Below are 16,569 nucleotides of genomic sequence, written 5' to 3'. Positions count from 1 at the left end.
TTACCAGAAAATAATGTACAATGCAGCAATAATTCCGGAAATCAAGAAGGCTCCCACTTTAAAACCTGTACTGGTCCGAAACAAATCTCGGTTAATTTCAATGCTATTGGGATGATCTTTCCCTTTTCCTTCGATCAAGCTGATGCTGATCATTAGTATCGCCAGAATTAAGAATACAATTCCCATTCGATCAATGAATGGCAAGGCTGGAAAAGCAAACTTTAGAACAACGGAAAGCGGGATACTTAAACCAGCACCGACTAAGGCTGCGTTTGAAGTTGTTTTTTTCCAAAATACCCCAAAGAAGAATATAGCAAATACCCCTGGGCTAATAAAGCCAGTGTATTCCTGGATAAACTGGAAGGCTTGATCAAGTTGACCCAATGCTGGTGCAACGAAAGCTGCGATAATAAAGGCAACCACTGCTGTAATTCTACCCACGCGTACCTGTTGTGTTTCTGTGGAGTTCTTTCCAAAGTATTTATTATAAATATCCATGGTGAAAATGGTGGATGTACTATTAGCCATGGACGCTAAGGAGGATACAATGGCAGCAGTTAAAGCAGCAAATGCAAGCCCTTTCAAACCAACAGGAAGTAATTGAAGCAAGGTAGGATAGGCACGGTCGGATTTTACCAAGCCAGTCATTGGATCCTGCATGGAAGAGATAAAGCTTGAATCCATTCCGTTATTCACAATCACCAAAGCTGCAATACCAGGAATGACCACAATCAAAGGCATCAAAATCTTCAAAAATCCGGCGAAAATCATCCCCTTCTGTGCTTCATCCAAGCTCTTTGCCGCCAAGGCTCGCTGCGTGATATATTGGTTAAAACCCCAATAACTTAGATTCACAATCCACATCCCTCCAATCAATACACTCAAACCTGGTAAATCCAAATAGGCATCATAAGTCCCTCCTTTTCCATCGGGAATCATCATTTCACCTTTTGAGAGAATCATGGAAAAATGATTAGGCACCTCTTTTCGAAGGAGACTTATCCCTTCCCAAACATCTCCTCCTCCTACCATTTGAAGGGCAATGTAAGTAGTTGCCAAACCACCGGCTATCAAGAAGAAAACTTGGACTACATCAGTCCATGCAACTGCTTTGAGGCCTCCATAGATGGAGTAAACCATTGCAAAAACAGCTAAACCTATGATCCCATAGGTTAAGGGGATATCAAGAATGGTATTCAAACTCAAGGCCCCCAAATACAATACAGAAGTTAGATTTACGAACACATATAACAAGAGCCAGAAAACGGCCATCGTAGTACGTACCCGTGTATCATATCGATCCAAAAGGAATCCCGGCATCGTGTAAATCCCTTTTTTGATGTATACCGGCAAAAAGAAAATTGCGACAACGAGTAAGGTCGCTGCTGCCATCCATTCATAAGTAGAAATGGCCAAACCGAGGGCAAAACCAGAACCTGACATTCCGATGAACTGTTCAGCAGAAATATTTGAAGCAATAAGGGATGCACCTACGGCCCACCAAGGGAGCGCTTTTGATGCTAAAAAGTAGTCAGATGAATTTTTGACATGGCCTTTTTTCTCTCGAGAAACAAAAATTCCCATGCCAACAATTAATAAACAGTATCCTATAAATACTGCAAGGTCTAAGGGTTCTAAGAGCATAAATTTTAGGTTTATTGAGCTTAACTAATAAGGTTTTGGGTTAAAGACTAATGGCTAAATTAGCCTCTAAATATAAAACATTCGAACAAAGTCCTGCATGGCAGCATGTAATTTTACACCGATAAACCCCAATCGATTTTTAATGGCCTTTGAGTGGATTCAATTGACAGTGATTTTTGATCATGCTAAAGTATGTGATCCCATTTCCTCAAAGCGGAAAACTCAAAGGGTATATTCCGCAAGGACTACTGTATCAAAACCGTTCAAAAAATTGCCCGAAAACGTACAGTATTAGGGTTTGATTTGTCCACAGTTCAAATAATTTTGAAAGGAGCTTTAAAATAATTCTGTAAAATCCTTAAATATTTTCATTTTTGGACCGAAAAGAAGTTAGCTGAAATCATTAGCATAATAATTGGGTATTAGGTGCCATGTCTGGGAAAAGCAGTGTATTTGATATGATCGGACCCGTGATGATTGGACCTTCCTCCTCTCATACAGCAGGAGTAGTCCGCATTGCCCGAGCTGCCATTCGAATATTAGGAGGAATTCCAGAAAAAGCCACGGTTGTCTTTTATAATTCCTTTGCCAGAACCTATGAAGGACATGGAAGCGACCGTGCCATTATAGGAGGCCTGATGGACTTCAAAACCGATGATGAACGAATCAAGAACTCTTTAAGTCTTGCAAAAGAAAAAGGATTGATTTATAATTTTAAATCCATCGGCAATTCTTCAGTGCATCACCCAAACACGATCAAGCTCACCCTTTCCAAAGGAGATAGGCAAGTAGAAGTTCTTGGAGAAAGTTTGGGAGGTGGTTTAATCAACATTGCCGAGGTAGATGGCTTTGTGGCTAACTTCTCTGCCCAAATGCACACCCTGATTATTAAGGCTCAGGATGTTTCTGGAGCAATTGCCTTTATTTCTTCTGTAATTGCCCAAGAAAAAACAAATATTGCAACCATGTCTGTTTCTCGAAAGGGAAAAAATGACCTAGCTTGCCACGTAATTGAGATGGATTCTGGCATACAGCCGATTACCATCGATTATTTAAAATCCTTACCTTGGATTAAAGAATTAATTTACATACCAGATATAGATCTATAAGCCACCACAATGAAAAAGCTTTTTGTAAGCTTCGCTTTGATCTGCGGATTGTTAATTGAGTCACGAGCACAAGAAGTATCCGGTCCTTATGACTTGGAAACTGCTGTGGAAATTGCACTTGAAAACAATCTAACGCTCAGACGGAGTCAACTCAACCAAGTAGGAAATGAAGCGAATCTTTTGCAACGTCAAGGAAGTCGCTTCCCCACCCTTTCTACCGGAGCAAGTAGCGGTTACCGATGGGGTCGTTCGATTAACCCGGTAACCAACTTATTCGAAACTCAACGGATCGGTAACATCAACCTTTCCATGAATTCCAATTTGACGCTTTTTGCAGCGGGAAGAATCAACAATTCCGTGAACCAAGCAAAGACCGACTTGGAGGCTGGTCAGTTTAACATTGAGGCAACTGAAAACACCATCACGATAAATATCATCAATCTATTTATCAATGTGGTATTCAACCGTGAACAGGTAAAGATTGCTGAAAATCAATTAAAAACCACACAGGAGCAATTAGAGCGTACAACCAAATTGGTTGAGGCAGGATCCCTTCCTATTTCAGATCAATTGGACTTGCAGGCTCAAAATGCAACCAATGAATTGGAAGTCATCAATGCTCAAAATGCGCTTCGGATTTCCAAATTGAACCTTGCACAAGCCATGCAGATTCCCTTCACTGAAGAATTTGATGTCATTGAGCCGCAATTAGAAATTAACCAATTGTTGATGGCGACTGAAAACCCAGTTGAAATTTTTAACACTGCGGTGGAAATTATGCCGGAAATCTTGGCTGCCCAGAAAAATATTGAAAGTGCTGAGTATGGAGTAAAATCGGCAAAAGGAGCATTTTATCCTTCATTAGGCATCGGAGCAAATATCTTCACTAACTATGTGGATCGGGTATTTGGATTAGATAGACCAACTTTTGGAGAACAAATCGAGAACAACCTTTCTCAATCTGTGAACCTCTCATTGAATATCCCGATTTTCACACAGTTTAATAATAAATCAAGTTTGCAACGAGCTAGGGTTCAGCGTCAATTGGCAGAAGTAGCAGAAATAGAAGCTAAAAACCAACTTCGCCAAGATATTGAAACCATTTACAATCAGGCCTTGGCTGCAGAACGTTCCTATCAAGCATCTCTTACCCGAGTGGAAAGCCTAGAAGAATCGCTTCGAATTGCACAGCAACGATTTGACTTAGGAGCTATCAACTCTGTCGATTTTCAAGTTGCTCAAGCAAACTACTTCAATGCGCAATCAGACCTTTTAAATGCAAAGTACACCTATATTTTCCGAGTAAAAGTGCTCGATTTCTATTTAGGAAACCCCATCAATCTTAACTAAACCATGGCAAACAAGAAATCAAATAAATCACTATACTACCTCCTAGGAGTTGTGGGCTTTATTATCCTGCTCGCAATTATTGGTAAATCTGCGGGGTGGATTGGAGGAGAAAAAGTCACCCAAGTTCAAACAGCAAAAGTTTCGAAAACCAAAATCATTGAAAAGGTATCAGCTTCTGGAGAAATCCAACCTGAGATCGAAGTCAACCTAAGTCCAGATGTTGCTGGTGAAATTATTGAACTTAATGTTCAAGAAGGTGACTCTGTTGAGGTTGGAAAACTCTTAGTGAAGATTCGTCCTGACAACTTTATTTCGGCTTTAGATCGTGCCCGTGCAAACTTAAATCAGCAGGAAGCTAACCTTGCACAAGCCAGAGCTAGTCTACAGCGCGCTGAGGCGCAATTCACACAAAGTGAATTGAATTACAAACGTCAAAAGGTACTTTACGATCAAAAGGCAATTTCCGATGCTGATTTTGAGCAAGCGGAAGCTTCTTACATTTCAGCCCAAAAAGATTTAGAAGCCGCAAAGCAAAATGTAGTAGCTGCAGAATTTATCGTAAAAAGTTCACAAGCAACCGTTAACGAAGCAGCTGAAAACCTTCGCCTAACCAATGTTTATTCACCAGTTTCCGGTATCGTCTCCAATCTTCTAGTAGAAAAAGGAGAACGTGTGGTAGGAACTCAGCAAATGGCTGGTACTGAAATGTTGACCATCGCGGACCTTTCATTGATGGAGGTTCGGGTTGATGTCAACGAAAACGATATAGTTCGCCTCAGTAAGGGTGATACTACAATTATTGATGTAGATGCCTACTCCTACTCTGGTAAAAAATTCAAGGGTGTGGTAACGAGCATTGCCAATACTGCCAATACCAAAGCTTCTGCAGATGCTGTGACAGAATTTAAGGTGAAGATTAGAATTCTTAACTCATCTTATGAAGACTTGGTAAAAGAGGGAAATAGATATCCTTTCCGTCCAGGTATGACCGCTTCTGTTGAGATCATCACCACAGAAAAATCAGATGTTCTTTCCATTCCCCTCTCCTCTGTTACAACTCGGGAGAATGAAGTTGATACACTAGAAGGTGGGACAACCACTCAATTGAAAGAATTAGTCTTCTTGGTTGAAAATGGTAGCGCTGTGATGCGCCAGATCAAAACCGGTATTTCTGACTATCAAAACATTGAAGTATTGGAAGGACTTAAAGAGGGAGACGAAGTAATCTCCGGACCCTATTTCACAGTTAGTAAGGAATTGAAGGATGGTGATAAAATTGAGGTCACCAAGGCTCCGGAAAACCCGAAAGAAAATTAATGATTAACACCATTTATAAGCCCTGGAATTAAATTTCAGGGCTTTTTTTTGACCTATTACTCCAAGCAAAAAGTGAACTATTTCAATTCACTTCCTATTTTAAAATTACGTTATCTTTAATTGCATTTCCTCTATTGATGGATACTACCGAAACTAAAAAACCAACGCACACTCAAATTTTTCCAGTGACAGGAATGACTTGTTCTGCCTGTGCTTCGAGTGTCGAAACCATCCTTTCTTACACTGAAGGCGTTCAAGCTGCCTCTGTGAATTTTGCAAATAATACTGTTCAGGTAGAATACGAAGAAGACATCACACCAGAAATACTAAATAAAGCCCTGGAGGAAGTAGGATATGGGTTGATCATCTCAGAAAAATCCATTCAAGAAAGTGTTGAAGAAGAACAGAACCGTCACTATCAAGAAATCAAGAGACAAACAATCGGCGCTGCCCTTTTCACCATTCCTGTCTTTGTTTTGGGGATGTTTTTTATGGATTGGATGCCCGGTAGATGGATAAGTCTGATTCTGACCATTCCAGTTTTATTTTACTTTGGAAAGCATTTTTATAGCAATGCTTGGAAACAAGCCAAAAATCGAAAAGCCAATATGGACACCCTAGTGGCTTTATCGACAGGAATTGCTTTTTTATTCAGTGCATTCAACACCATTTTTCCACAATTCTTAATCCAACACGGAATTCAGCCTCATGTCTATTTTGAAGCTGCAACAGTGATTATTACGTTTATTTCCTTCGGGAAATTACTGGAGGAAAAAGCAAAATCCAGTACTTCTTCCTCTCTCAAGAAATTAATCGGCCTTCAGCCAAAAACTTTAACCCGGATTGGAGAAAAGGGGAATGAAGAGATTCCCATAGAAGCCGTTTTACTTGGTGACAAAATCCTAGTCAAACCAGGAGAAAAAATCCCTGTTGACGGAAAAGTCATTAGCGGTTCTTCCTATGTAGACGAAAGTATGATCTCCGGAGAACCTATTCCAGTTCACAAACAAAAAGATGATAAATTATTTGCAGGTACCATTAATCAACAGGGAAGTCTTCAATTACAAGCCACTGCAGTTGGAGCATTTACCATTTTAGCACAAATCATTCAGCGAGTCCAAGAGGCTCAAGGAAGTAAAGCTCCCGTACAAAAATTAGTAGACCGAATAGCAGGGATTTTTGTTCCAACCGTCATTACCCTCTCCATATTAACCTTTATAATTTGGATGACCGTTGGCGGCGAAAATAATCTTACACATGCTTTATTGGCTTCAATCGCAGTGCTTGTAATTGCCTGTCCCTGCGCTTTGGGCTTAGCCACTCCTACTGCCGTGATGGTTGGGATGGGTAAAGGCGCTGAGAACAATATTTTAATTCGTGATGCTGAAAGTTTGGAACTCGCACAAAAGGTTGATACGATAATTTTGGACAAGACCGGAACCATCACAGAAGGTAAACCAAAAGTGGAAGATTTCTTGTGGAAAGAGGATCTTTCTCCAGCAGCTATTCAAGAGCTCTCCAGCATTTTACACGAGATGGAATCCAGATCAGAACATCCCCTAGCCCAGGCAATCTGCTCATTTGTTGGTTCTGAAAAAGTCGATATCAAAGCGGTTTCAAATTTTGAGAATATTTCAGGAAAGGGTATAAGAGCGAGTTATGATAAAACAAACTTCTTTGTAGGAAATGAATCCCTTCTTACAGAAAATGGTATCCATATCTCGAATTCCATGAGAAACTTTGCAGATGTAAAGAGCTTGGAAGGTAAAACGCTGATCTATTTTTCTAACCAAGAAGAGTCCCTCGCAGCTTTTTCAGTCTCAGACCAACTAAAAGCAGGATCCAAAGAAGCCATCCAAACCCTAAAAAATTTGGGAATCGAGGTTCATATACTCACTGGAGATCAAGAAATAGCAGCCCAATACATTGCAAAGGAAACTGGAATTCAGCACGTGAAAGCCGGCGTATTGCCTTCTCAAAAAGGGGATTATGTTTCAAGTTTGCAGAAGCAGGGAAAAACTGTAGCTATGGTTGGTGACGGAATCAATGATTCGGAAGCATTGGCAAAAGCAGATGTCAGTATCGCTATGGGCCATGGATCAGATGTGGCTATGGATGTAGCTAAAATTACCTTGATCACATCTGATTTGAGAAAAATCCCTCAGGCTATTCGATTATCCAAGCTTACCGTCAAAGGAATCAAACAGAACTTATTCTGGGCTTTCATTTACAATGTCATTGGAATTCCAATCGCTGCTGGGATTTTGTATCCTATCAACGGTTTCATGTTAGATCCTATGATCGCTGGCGCAGCGATGGCCTTCAGCTCTGTTTCTGTCGTCAGCAATAGTCTTTTGCTAAAGAGAAAACCAATCTGATTCCGATCTGATTTGTAAAGAATTGTTAATCATTGTAGCATATATTTTGTGAATTCAGTCTTTGTAAAAACATTATAATCATGAAAAAATCTATCATCACCTTATTTTTGATTTTCGGTATTTCTGTCCTCACGCTGGGACAAGAAAATAATTCTATTCCGCTTATTGAGGTTCAAGGAAATGCCTCTAGAAAAATTGCTCCAGATCAAGCTTCGTTCAATATTTACCTCTCAGAAAAAGCTATAAATGTGTCAACCGCAACAAGCGTTTTAAACACCAAAACTGAAAACCTTGCAAATGCTTTGAAAAAAGCCAAAATCAAGGATTACAAACTTATAGCTGATAATTTTTCTGTAAATATCAACCGAATTCAGAAAGGAAATAACTGGATTGACAGCGGCTATGTCGCTCGCCAAAACCTACAGATAATAACCACAAGCCAAACAGATGAACTGCAAAAGATAGTAGAAGCTATTCAATCGGCCGGGGATATGGTTTTTAATCTCCAATTTGAGGTTTCTCAGGATCAACAAAAAGCCATTGAAAAAACACTTATCACGGAAGCGCTATTAGATGCCCAAAACCAAGCTCAATTGATCGCAGAAACCTTGGGGATTCGAACCATCAGGGTTCATCATGTTTCTTTTGAAGGAGGATTGATGCCTGTAGCAAAATTTAGAGTAACTGCTGAAAGTACCGATGCACCCTTGCTTAAACCTGATGGTCAAGAAATTACCAAGAGAGTTTTCGTAAAATACACCTACTAAAATCAAAAAGGTACTGGGTTTTAATAACCCAGTACCTTTAGCATACTTTCTTCGGTTTGATCCTCTGCGAATAATCTGTGCCTCACTTTTCCATTTTCATCCCGATCGATCAACACATGTTTCGGAGCTGGAATGAGGCAATGCTGAATACCACCGTATCCACCCAATGATTCTTGGTAGGCACCCGTGTGAAAGAATCCGATGTATTGAGGTTTTCCTTCCTTGATTTTAGGAAGATAGATATTGAATTGGTGAGCTTCTGAATTATAATAATCCATGCTATCGCATGTCAATCCCCCCAAAGAGATATTGTGATATTCTTCATCCCAATTATTGACTGCAAGCATTATGTATTTTTGATTGAGTCCCCAGCTATCCGGAAGCTGCGTGATAAAGGAACCATCAATCATATACCAAAGCTCCTTATCATTTTGAAGCTTTTGGTCCAGAATAGAATATAAAACTGCCCCGCTCTCCCCTACAGTATAACTTCCAAATTCTGTAAAAATATTAGGTTCCTTCGTGTTATTCTTGGCACACATCCACTTGATGTTTTTGATGATTTGATCAGCCATGTACTGATAGTCGTAATCAAAAAACACGTTGGTTTTAATAGGCCATCCGCCACCGATATCCATAGTATCCAAAGAAGGGGCAATCTTTTTCAAATCCACATACTTCTGAATAAAACGAGTCAATTCTGACCAATAATAGGCTGTGTCACGAATCCCAGAATTGATGAAAAAATGTAGCATCTTCAAAGTTACCTGCGGATTGTTTTTTATTTTTTCTTCATAAAGCTTAATAATATCCGCATACCGTACACCTAAACGGGAGGTGTAAAACCCAAATTTTGGCTCCTCATCAGCAGCAATTCGAATCCCTACCTGAAAAGGCACCTTCACATGCTCTAAGTAATAATCGATCTCACTCAAATTATCCAAAATCGGAATACAATTTTTGAATCCATCATTGAGCAATTCGGTAATGTATTGAAGGTATTTTTCCCGCTTAAAACCATTACAAACGATGTAAGTATCTTTTGTAATTTTTCCTTTTTCGAAAAGGGTTCGCACCAAAGGAATATCAAAAGTCGAGGAAGTTTCAATGTGGATGTCATTTTTCAATGCCTCATCTAATACGAAACTGAAATGCGATGATTTGGTACAATAGCAATACGTGTATTTCCCCTGGTAATCATGCGCCTTCATGGCGTTATTAAAATAAGTTTTCGCATTCTGAATGTTTTCAGAAATCTTAGGAAGGTAAGTAAGCTTAAGAGGAGTACCGTATGTCTCAATAATCTCCATCAAATTGACCCCATTGAAAAAAAGCTCATTATTCTCCACATTGAACTCTTTTGTGGGAAAATCAAAAGTTTGTTGAATCAGATCGATGTATCGGTTCATGGTCAATATTTTAAGAAGATTAAGGTCACAAAATTTGAATAATAAGATGGATTTTCAAATCACTGATGGGAATATCTAGAAAGAAATTAATTTGAATGGAGTATTTCTAGAATTAAAAGCAAGGAAGGGATAGATATTTAAAAATAGAACTGAAATGTGAATCAGGATTTTTCTTAGAGTGGATTCCTAGCCCAATTTGAGTACTTTTGCAAGCTGAATACAAACCCGACCCAAAAATACCATGAGAAATATCAAGCTTGTAGAAGTTCGGTCAGAAATCGCAGCAGGTACTCGAGGTGCAAGCCTCGGTATTGATGCATTGAAAATCGCTTCGCTTGACAAAAAATCTGATTTTTTCACCAAGTTTGATCCCATCAACGTTCAGGATGCAAACAATTACCTCTGGAAAGGAAATAAGTTTCCGCATGCAAAATACATTGATGGGGTTTATCAGGTTTTGAAAAACGTTTACAGCACAATCGAATCCCTTCGATTAGAAAAAAAATTTCCGATTGTTTTGGCGGGAGATCACAGTACTGCAGCGGGTACTATCATGGGAATCAAAGCTGCAGATCCAGAAAAACGCTTAGGAGTTATTTGGATTGATGCACATGCTGATCTACATACGCCCTATACCACTCCCTCAGGAAATATGCATGGGATGCCGTTGGCCATGACTGCTCAGTTAGACAACAAGGATTGTCAGGTCAATGAACCCACTGAGGAAACCATCCACTACTGGGAAAGAATCAAGAAAATTGGGGGTGACTTTCCTAAAATTGACCCGAAAGATATAGTCTTTATCTCCGTTAGAGATACGGAAAAACCAGAAGACTATCTGATAGATAAATATGGAATCAAAAACTTCAAAACAGAAGAAGTCCGAAATCTTGGAATCCAAAAAGTCGCACAAGAAACTCTAGAAATTCTCAAAGATTGCGATCAAATTTACATTTCTTTCGATGTAGATAGCCTGGATTCTTCCATCTCAGTCGGTACAGGTACACCCGTGCCAAATGGACTTACTGTGGAAGAGGCAATTTCATTAAATGCCGAACTTATCAAGGACAAGCGCGTTTGTTGCTGGGAAATTGTGGAAGTGAACCCAACATTGGATACAGAAAACACCATGGCAGAACATGCCTTCGAAATATTGGAAATCACAACCAACTCCCTCGTTGAACACTTTTAAATCATCAGATAGGTGAATCAAAATTAAAACCATGACCATTCAGCAAAGTATCATAAAAGGTATTCAGGATGCATTTCAATCCATTTTCAACACTGAGATTGATACAGAACTTTCTCTTGCACCTACTAGAAAGGAATTTGAAGGAACTTACACCTTCGTTGTATTCCCTTATCTGAAACTATCCAAAACAAGCCCTGAAAACACAGCCAAGCTTATCGGTGATTTTTTAGTAGAAAACGTCGATGAAGTCGCTGATTTCAACGTGGTAAAAGGCTTTTTGAACTTGGTCCTTAATCAACAGTCATGGTTGAGTATCTTCAGTAAAATCTATCAAAAACCCAACTGGGGAGAATTGCCTTCCAATGGACAAAAAGTGATGGTAGAATACTCCTCTCCGAATACCAACAAACCTCTTCACTTGGGGCACTTACGAAATAATTTCTTGGGGTATTCGGTAGCTGAAATTCTGAAAGCCAATGGCTATGAAGTAATAAAAGCCAATTTGGTCAATGACAGAGGTATTCATATCTGTAAGTCAATGGTGGCTTACCAGCATTTTGGAAATGGAGAAACTCCAGAATCATCCGGCTTGAAAGGCGATCATCTAGCAGGAAAATACTATGTGCTTTTTGATAAGGAATACAAGAGGCAAATAGATGATTTGAAAACCTCCGGGCAGTCTGAGGAAGAAGCCAAAAAGAACGCTCCTATCCTATTGGAAGCTCAAGATATGCTCCGAAAATGGGAAGCAGGAGACCCTGAGGTTGTTGCCCTTTGGAAGCAAATGAACGAATGGGTATATGAAGGCTTTGATGAAACCTATCGGAAGATGGGAGTAGATTTTGATAAATTCTATTACGAGTCTGACACCTACTTATTAGGAAAGGATATTGTTGAAGAAGGGCTCCAAAAAGGTGTTTTCTTCAAGAAGGAAAATGGATCCGTTTGGGTTGATTTGACAGATGAAGGACTGGATGAAAAACTAGTTCTTAGAGGAGATGGCACCTCAGTTTACATCACGCAGGATATGGGGACTGCTGATTTGAAGTATAAGGATTTTCATATTGACAAATCCGTATATGTAGTTGGAAATGAGCAGGATTATCATTTTGACGTTCTTTTCAAAATCATGCAGAAACTTGGTAGACCCTATGGACCTGGCTTGTATCACCTTTCTTATGGAATGGTCGATCTTCCTTCCGGAAAAATGAAATCCAGAGAGGGCACGGTGGTGGATGCAGATGATTTGATCCAAGAAATGATCGAAACTGCCGAAAGACACACCAAAGAGTTAGGGAAAATTGAAGGATTTACCGAAGAACAAGCAAAGGAGCTTTATGGTATTTTAGGTCTTGGTGCCTTGAAGTTTTTCTTATTAAAAGTAGATCCAAAAAAGCGCATGCTTTTCAACCCTCAGGAATCAATTGAATTCCAGGGGTTCACGGGTCCGTTTATTCAATATTCACATGCTCGCATTGCTTCCATTTTGAGAAAAGCTGATCAAATTGGAGTGGATTATAAGAATCTTGATTTTTCAACGATTAAGCATGTTGAAGACTCTGAAAGCAGTTTGATTTTTCTTTTAAATGATTTTGAGAAAAAAATCAAATTAGCAGGAGATGAATATTCCCCTTCGATTATTTCACAATACTTATTTGATTTGGCGAAGGAATACAATCGATTCTATGCAGACCTTCCAATTTTCAGTGAAGAAAATCCGAATGTAGTTACCTTCCGGGTAGCGCTTTCTGAGCTGACAGCCAAAACAATCAAAAAGGGGATGAGTTTGCTAGGTATACAAGTACCCGAAAGAATGTAATATGAAGAACCTATCAATTTTCTTAATCTGTATTCTGCTTGCGGCCTGCGGCAGAACCTTGGAGCGGCCTAAACACCTTCAAGCAAGCATGATTCCCATGAATTCAAAAACTATGCAAAGCGAATTTTACAACTTTAAAATGAAGGACCTGGACGGAAATCAAGTGGATTTCAGCCAATACAAAGGGAAAAAGATTTTAGTGGTAAACGTAGCCTCCAAATGTGGCTATACCCCACAATATGCGGCACTTCAAGAGCTTCATGAAAACTATGGAGACAAAATTCAAATTTTGGCTTTCCCTGCCAATAATTTTGGTGGACAAGAACCTGGTTCCAATGAAGAAATCAAAGAATTCTGTACGGCAAACTATGGAGTAACCTTCCCGGTTTTTGAGAAAATCTCCGTCAAAGGCTTTGATAAGCATCCTCTTTATCGATGGCTTTCTGATGAAAAAATGAATGGTTGGAATAGCCAAGAACCTACTTGGAATTTCTGCAAATATTACATCAATGAAAATGGTGAACTGATGAAGTTTTTCCCTTCTTCTGTTGCTCCATTGGATGAAGAAATCCTTTCCTTGATCGAAGCATAATTTTCAAAAGGTTGAAAAAAAGCATATCCCATAAAAAAGAGGCCTGGCTGCATGCAGTCAGGCTTCGCACTTTACCCCTAGCCTTGGCCAGCATTTTTGCAGGTTCAATCCTTGCCGCTTACAAGGAGGTTTTTAGATGGGAAATCTTGCTGCTTGCCTCTCTAACCACCATATTCTTACAAGTCCTTTCCAATCTCTCCAATGATTATGGAGATAGTGTCCATGGAGCAGACTCCCAGGATCGAACCGGCCCTATACGCGCTGTCCAATCTGGAGTGATTTCATTAGGTGAAATGAAAAAGGCGATGTATGTAGTAGGAATGCTTTCTTTCATTTCTGGAGTTAGCCTCATTTACATTTCGCTCAATGATTGGGTCCTTTTTTCAGTTTTTATGGGTCTGGGCTTGTTAGCTATTTGGGCTGCAGTCTCCTATACATCCGGCTCAAACCCCTATGGTTATGCAGGCCTAGGTGATATTTCTGTTTTTCTTTTTTTTGGACTATTGGGAGTTGCAGGGACCTATTTTCTTCATGGTTTGCAATTTGACTGGGAGGTAATCTTTATTGGAGGTGCATTGGGTTGTTTCAGTACAGCAGTCCTGAATATCAACAATATCCGGGACATAGAATCTGATCAAAAAGCAGGTAAAAAATCTATCCCTGTCCGGATAGGAAGAAAAGCAGCTGTATCCTATAACTGGATATTGATTATCGGAGGAAACATTTTTTTGATTCTTTTTGCTGTCCAAATCCAATCTTACCTACCCCTACTCGCTTTTTTGGCTTTCCCGCTAATGGGAAAAATTGGCTTAGGTGTTCAGCAGGCTAAAAGTGCTGCCCAAACAGATCCTTTTCTTAAAAAAATGGCTTTAAGTACATTGCTTTGGGTCATATTATTTGGAATCGGGCTTTTAGTTTTTTGAAACCTGATCAAAGTCCTTTTTTCCTATAATTTTTATATTAATTTGGCATAATACAACAATTAACCTTGCCATGACCAAAGTACTTGTACCTTATGATTTTTCTGAGGAAGCTCAGAACGCCCTCGATTTTACTACGGCATTAGCCAGCAGATTGGATAATGTCCAAATAGAAGTTTTGCATGTTTTGGAGATTCCTAGCGGCACTGGCTTTGGAACCATGGGCGGGGGAGAAATGATGCCTGAAATTGAAAATCAGATTTTTTTCGTTGAACTGGCGGATCGGCGCAAAAAACAAATGGAAGAACTTGGAGAAAGCCATCGCGGAAAAAGCTACTCTTTGAAGACCAAGATTAAATTAGGGAATGCCTATAAAGGAATATCCGAGTCTATTTTGGAGGAAAACCCCGATTTGGTAGTTATGGGCTCAAAAGGTTCTTCAGGACTGGAAGAAGTCTTAATCGGCTCCAATACTGAAAAAATTGTTAGAACTGCTAAATGCCCAGTTGTTACCATCAAAGCAGCAGTCAATCCAAGTGATCTCAAAAAGATTGTATTTGCCAGTGATTTTAGACAAAATTCAGCTGAAATCGCTGCACGTTTAAAACGTCTTCAGCATCTGTTTGACGCGGAAGTTTATTTAGTGATTGTGAATACGCCTAGCAACTTTGAGCAGACACGAGACTCTATGTCACGAATTAAACGATTTGTGAAAGAGTTTGAAATGAAAAACGTGAAGGCGGAGATCTACAACTCGACCTCAGAAGAGGCCGGTATTACTCAGTTTGCAGAAGATGTAGATGCAGATCTGATTGCCATGGCTACCAGTGGAAGAACAGGTTTTCTTCATTTAATCACCGGCAGTATTGCCGAGGATGTTGTCAATCATGCGAAACGACCTGTGTGGACTTTACGAATCGAATAAACTGAATTGATAAATATTGAAAGCCTGCAATTCCGCAGGCTTTTTTAATTTTACGACATGGATAGAAAAAACAACGATTGGAAAAAAAGAGATGGGGTCGTTTACTCAACCTCCTCAGATTTTGAATATCAATACGATTCGGATGATTCGGCTGAAACGCTCTCTCCTGCTGAGCAAAACTTAAAAGTGATGCTCGATAAAAAAGCAAGAGGTGGCAAGCAGGTAACCTTGATTAGTGGATTTGTAGGTTCGGAAGAAGATTTAAAAGAACTTGGCAAACTATTGAAGTCCAAATGCGGTGTTGGTGGCTCCGCAAAAGATGGCGAGATATTAATTCAGGGAGACCATCGTGAAAAAATCCTTCAGATTCTATTGAAAGAAGGCTACCGAGCCAAAAAAGCCGGCGGATAAATGCGCAGCTACCGTTTGTTTCAAGCCCAACTCTTTCCGGTTTTACCCTATTTAATTTTTCAGGCAAAACAAGTAAGGAAAAACAACCCCTTACCACCTGCCAAAAGCAATCATTTAATTCTAGGCACAAATACAAAACGTATTCTTATTCTTGGAGAGTCCACTGCTGCGGGTGTTGGGGCGAGTGAACCGGAAAATACCTTAGCCGGAAATATTTACAGGATGTTTGATCAAAATTATCAAGTCATTAATCTTGGAAAAAATGGCCTTCGGGTAAAAGAATTGATTCCTACATTCCAAGAGGATTTATCCGGATTAATAGGGGATTTTGAAGGAATATTCCTCTTCATCGGGGCTAATGATTGCTTTCGATTGACTAATCCGAAAGACTTTAGAAACAAGCTTGAATACCTCATCAAACAACTTCAACAAGATTTATCACCCAAATGGATATATCTCGCAGATATTCCCCCAGTACAGCTTTTCCCATCCTTTCCAACTAGTCTTCAATTTTACCTAGAAAAACAGCGGGGGTTTCTGACAGGTGAAATGCAAAAGCTCGCTACATCAAATCCATTATTGATTTATGAGAAAATACAGATGAGCTTAGACAAAGAATTTTTCTGTAGTGACGGAATTCATCCTTCAAACCTAGGATATAAAGCCATTGCAGAATTTGCCATTGATGGAATAAAAAGATGGTCAGCAAAAATGAAAAAAGATATTTTTTAAATTT

14 protein-coding genes are annotated in these 16,569 nt (G+C 39.5%); 12 read left to right on the top strand and 2 right to left on the bottom strand.

The features are described 5' to 3' along the window. The gene (locus tag HWE15_RS07060) at positions 1–1,644 is read right to left on the bottom strand and encodes a sodium/sugar symporter (protein ID WP_290506812.1); all 1,644 of its coding nucleotides are present in this window, start codon (positions 1,642–1,644) and stop codon (positions 1–3) included. A 431-nt stretch (positions 1,645–2,075) separates the two neighbouring features. On the opposite strand from HWE15_RS07060, the gene sdaAB reads away from it, so the two are divergent. The 5 genes from sdaAB (at position 2,076) to HWE15_RS07035 (ending at position 8,565) form a co-directional block, all read left to right on the top strand. Continuing rightward, positions 2,076–2,753, top strand: coding sequence for an L-serine ammonia-lyase, iron-sulfur-dependent subunit beta (sdaAB, locus tag HWE15_RS07055; protein WP_290506811.1), 678 nt, complete (start codon positions 2,076–2,078; stop codon positions 2,751–2,753). A gap of 9 nt (positions 2,754–2,762) precedes the next feature. Further along, positions 2,763–4,103, top strand: coding sequence for a TolC family protein (locus HWE15_RS07050; RefSeq protein ID WP_290506810.1), 1,341 nt, complete (start codon positions 2,763–2,765; stop codon positions 4,101–4,103). A 3-nt stretch (positions 4,104–4,106) separates the two neighbouring features. Beyond that, positions 4,107–5,420, top strand: coding sequence for an efflux RND transporter periplasmic adaptor subunit (locus tag HWE15_RS07045; RefSeq protein WP_290506809.1), 1,314 nt, complete (start codon positions 4,107–4,109; stop codon positions 5,418–5,420). Positions 5,421–5,557: 137 nt separating this feature from the next. Beyond that, positions 5,558–7,798, top strand: a complete 2,241-nt coding sequence (locus tag HWE15_RS07040; protein WP_290506808.1) for a heavy metal translocating P-type ATPase — start codon at positions 5,558–5,560, stop codon at positions 7,796–7,798. An 80-nt stretch (positions 7,799–7,878) separates the two neighbouring features. Beyond that, entirely contained in the window at positions 7,879–8,565 is a 687-nt protein-coding gene (locus HWE15_RS07035) for an SIMPL domain-containing protein (RefSeq protein WP_290506807.1), read from the top strand. Between the two features lie 20 nt (positions 8,566–8,585). On the opposite strand, the gene HWE15_RS07030 is transcribed toward HWE15_RS07035, so the two are convergent. Beyond that, positions 8,586–9,974 carry an arginine decarboxylase gene (locus tag HWE15_RS07030; RefSeq protein ID WP_290506806.1) on the bottom strand — a complete coding sequence of 463 codons (1,389 nt, stop codon included), beginning with the start codon at positions 9,972–9,974 and terminating at the stop codon, positions 8,586–8,588. Positions 9,975–10,215: 241 nt separating this feature from the next. Between HWE15_RS07030 and rocF the strand changes: the two genes are divergently transcribed. The 7 genes from rocF to HWE15_RS06995 all read left to right on the top strand — a co-directional run bounded on the left by rocF (position 10,216) and on the right by HWE15_RS06995 (position 16,565). Further along, entirely contained in the window at positions 10,216–11,166 is a 951-nt protein-coding gene (rocF, locus tag HWE15_RS07025) for an arginase (protein WP_290506805.1), read from the top strand. A gap of 31 nt (positions 11,167–11,197) precedes the next feature. After that, positions 11,198–12,985 carry an arginine--tRNA ligase gene (gene argS, locus HWE15_RS07020; RefSeq protein ID WP_290506804.1) on the top strand — a complete coding sequence of 596 codons (1,788 nt, stop codon included), beginning with the start codon at positions 11,198–11,200 and terminating at the stop codon, positions 12,983–12,985. A gap of 1 nt (position 12,986) precedes the next feature. Continuing rightward, positions 12,987–13,577 (top strand): glutathione peroxidase, encoded by a 591-nt coding sequence (locus tag HWE15_RS07015; protein ID WP_290506803.1) that lies wholly within the window; start codon positions 12,987–12,989, stop codon positions 13,575–13,577. 11 nt (positions 13,578–13,588) lie between these two features. Beyond that, positions 13,589–14,500 carry a 1,4-dihydroxy-2-naphthoate polyprenyltransferase gene (locus tag HWE15_RS07010; protein WP_290506802.1) on the top strand — a complete coding sequence of 304 codons (912 nt, stop codon included), beginning with the start codon at positions 13,589–13,591 and terminating at the stop codon, positions 14,498–14,500. 70 nt (positions 14,501–14,570) lie between these two features. Then, the gene (locus HWE15_RS07005; RefSeq protein WP_290506801.1) at positions 14,571–15,422 is read left to right on the top strand and encodes a universal stress protein; all 852 of its coding nucleotides are present in this window, start codon (positions 14,571–14,573) and stop codon (positions 15,420–15,422) included. Positions 15,423–15,479: 57 nt separating this feature from the next. Further along, a complete protein-coding gene (locus HWE15_RS07000) occupies positions 15,480–15,833 on the top strand; it encodes a translation initiation factor (RefSeq protein ID WP_290506800.1) in 354 nt (117 codons plus the stop codon). Beyond that, on the top strand, positions 15,834–16,565 hold the full coding sequence (locus HWE15_RS06995; protein WP_290506799.1) for a GDSL-type esterase/lipase family protein: 732 nt from the start codon (positions 15,834–15,836) through the stop codon (positions 16,563–16,565). The last annotated feature ends 4 nt before the right edge of the window (positions 16,566–16,569 follow it).

The sequence above is a fragment of the Algoriphagus sp. genome (assembly GCF_013373065.1).
In the GTDB taxonomy this organism is placed as follows: domain Bacteria; phylum Bacteroidota; class Bacteroidia; order Cytophagales; family Cyclobacteriaceae; genus Algoriphagus.
Note: the sequence above shows the minus strand (reverse complement) of the source record. Positions and strands in the feature narration are given on the sequence as shown.

Coding starts and splice junctions, on each gene's coding strand:
- HWE15_RS07060 (WP_290506812.1), bottom strand. CDS start 1,644: ATGCTCTTAGAACCCTTAGACCTTGCAGTATTTATAGGATACTGTTTA.
- sdaAB (WP_290506811.1), top strand. CDS start 2,076: ATGTCTGGGAAAAGCAGTGTATTTGATATGATCGGACCCGTGATGATT.
- HWE15_RS07050 (WP_290506810.1), top strand. CDS start 2,763: ATGAAAAAGCTTTTTGTAAGCTTCGCTTTGATCTGCGGATTGTTAATT.
- HWE15_RS07045 (WP_290506809.1), top strand. CDS start 4,107: ATGGCAAACAAGAAATCAAATAAATCACTATACTACCTCCTAGGAGTT.
- HWE15_RS07040 (WP_290506808.1), top strand. CDS start 5,558: ATGGATACTACCGAAACTAAAAAACCAACGCACACTCAAATTTTTCCA.
- HWE15_RS07035 (WP_290506807.1), top strand. CDS start 7,879: ATGAAAAAATCTATCATCACCTTATTTTTGATTTTCGGTATTTCTGTC.
- HWE15_RS07030 (WP_290506806.1), bottom strand. CDS start 9,974: ATGAACCGATACATCGATCTGATTCAACAAACTTTTGATTTTCCCACA.
- rocF (WP_290506805.1), top strand. CDS start 10,216: ATGAGAAATATCAAGCTTGTAGAAGTTCGGTCAGAAATCGCAGCAGGT.
- argS (WP_290506804.1), top strand. CDS start 11,198: ATGACCATTCAGCAAAGTATCATAAAAGGTATTCAGGATGCATTTCAA.
- HWE15_RS07015 (WP_290506803.1), top strand. CDS start 12,987: ATGAAGAACCTATCAATTTTCTTAATCTGTATTCTGCTTGCGGCCTGC.
- HWE15_RS07005 (WP_290506801.1), top strand. CDS start 14,571: ATGACCAAAGTACTTGTACCTTATGATTTTTCTGAGGAAGCTCAGAAC.
- HWE15_RS07000 (WP_290506800.1), top strand. CDS start 15,480: ATGGATAGAAAAAACAACGATTGGAAAAAAAGAGATGGGGTCGTTTAC.
- HWE15_RS06995 (WP_290506799.1), top strand. CDS start 15,834: ATGCGCAGCTACCGTTTGTTTCAAGCCCAACTCTTTCCGGTTTTACCC.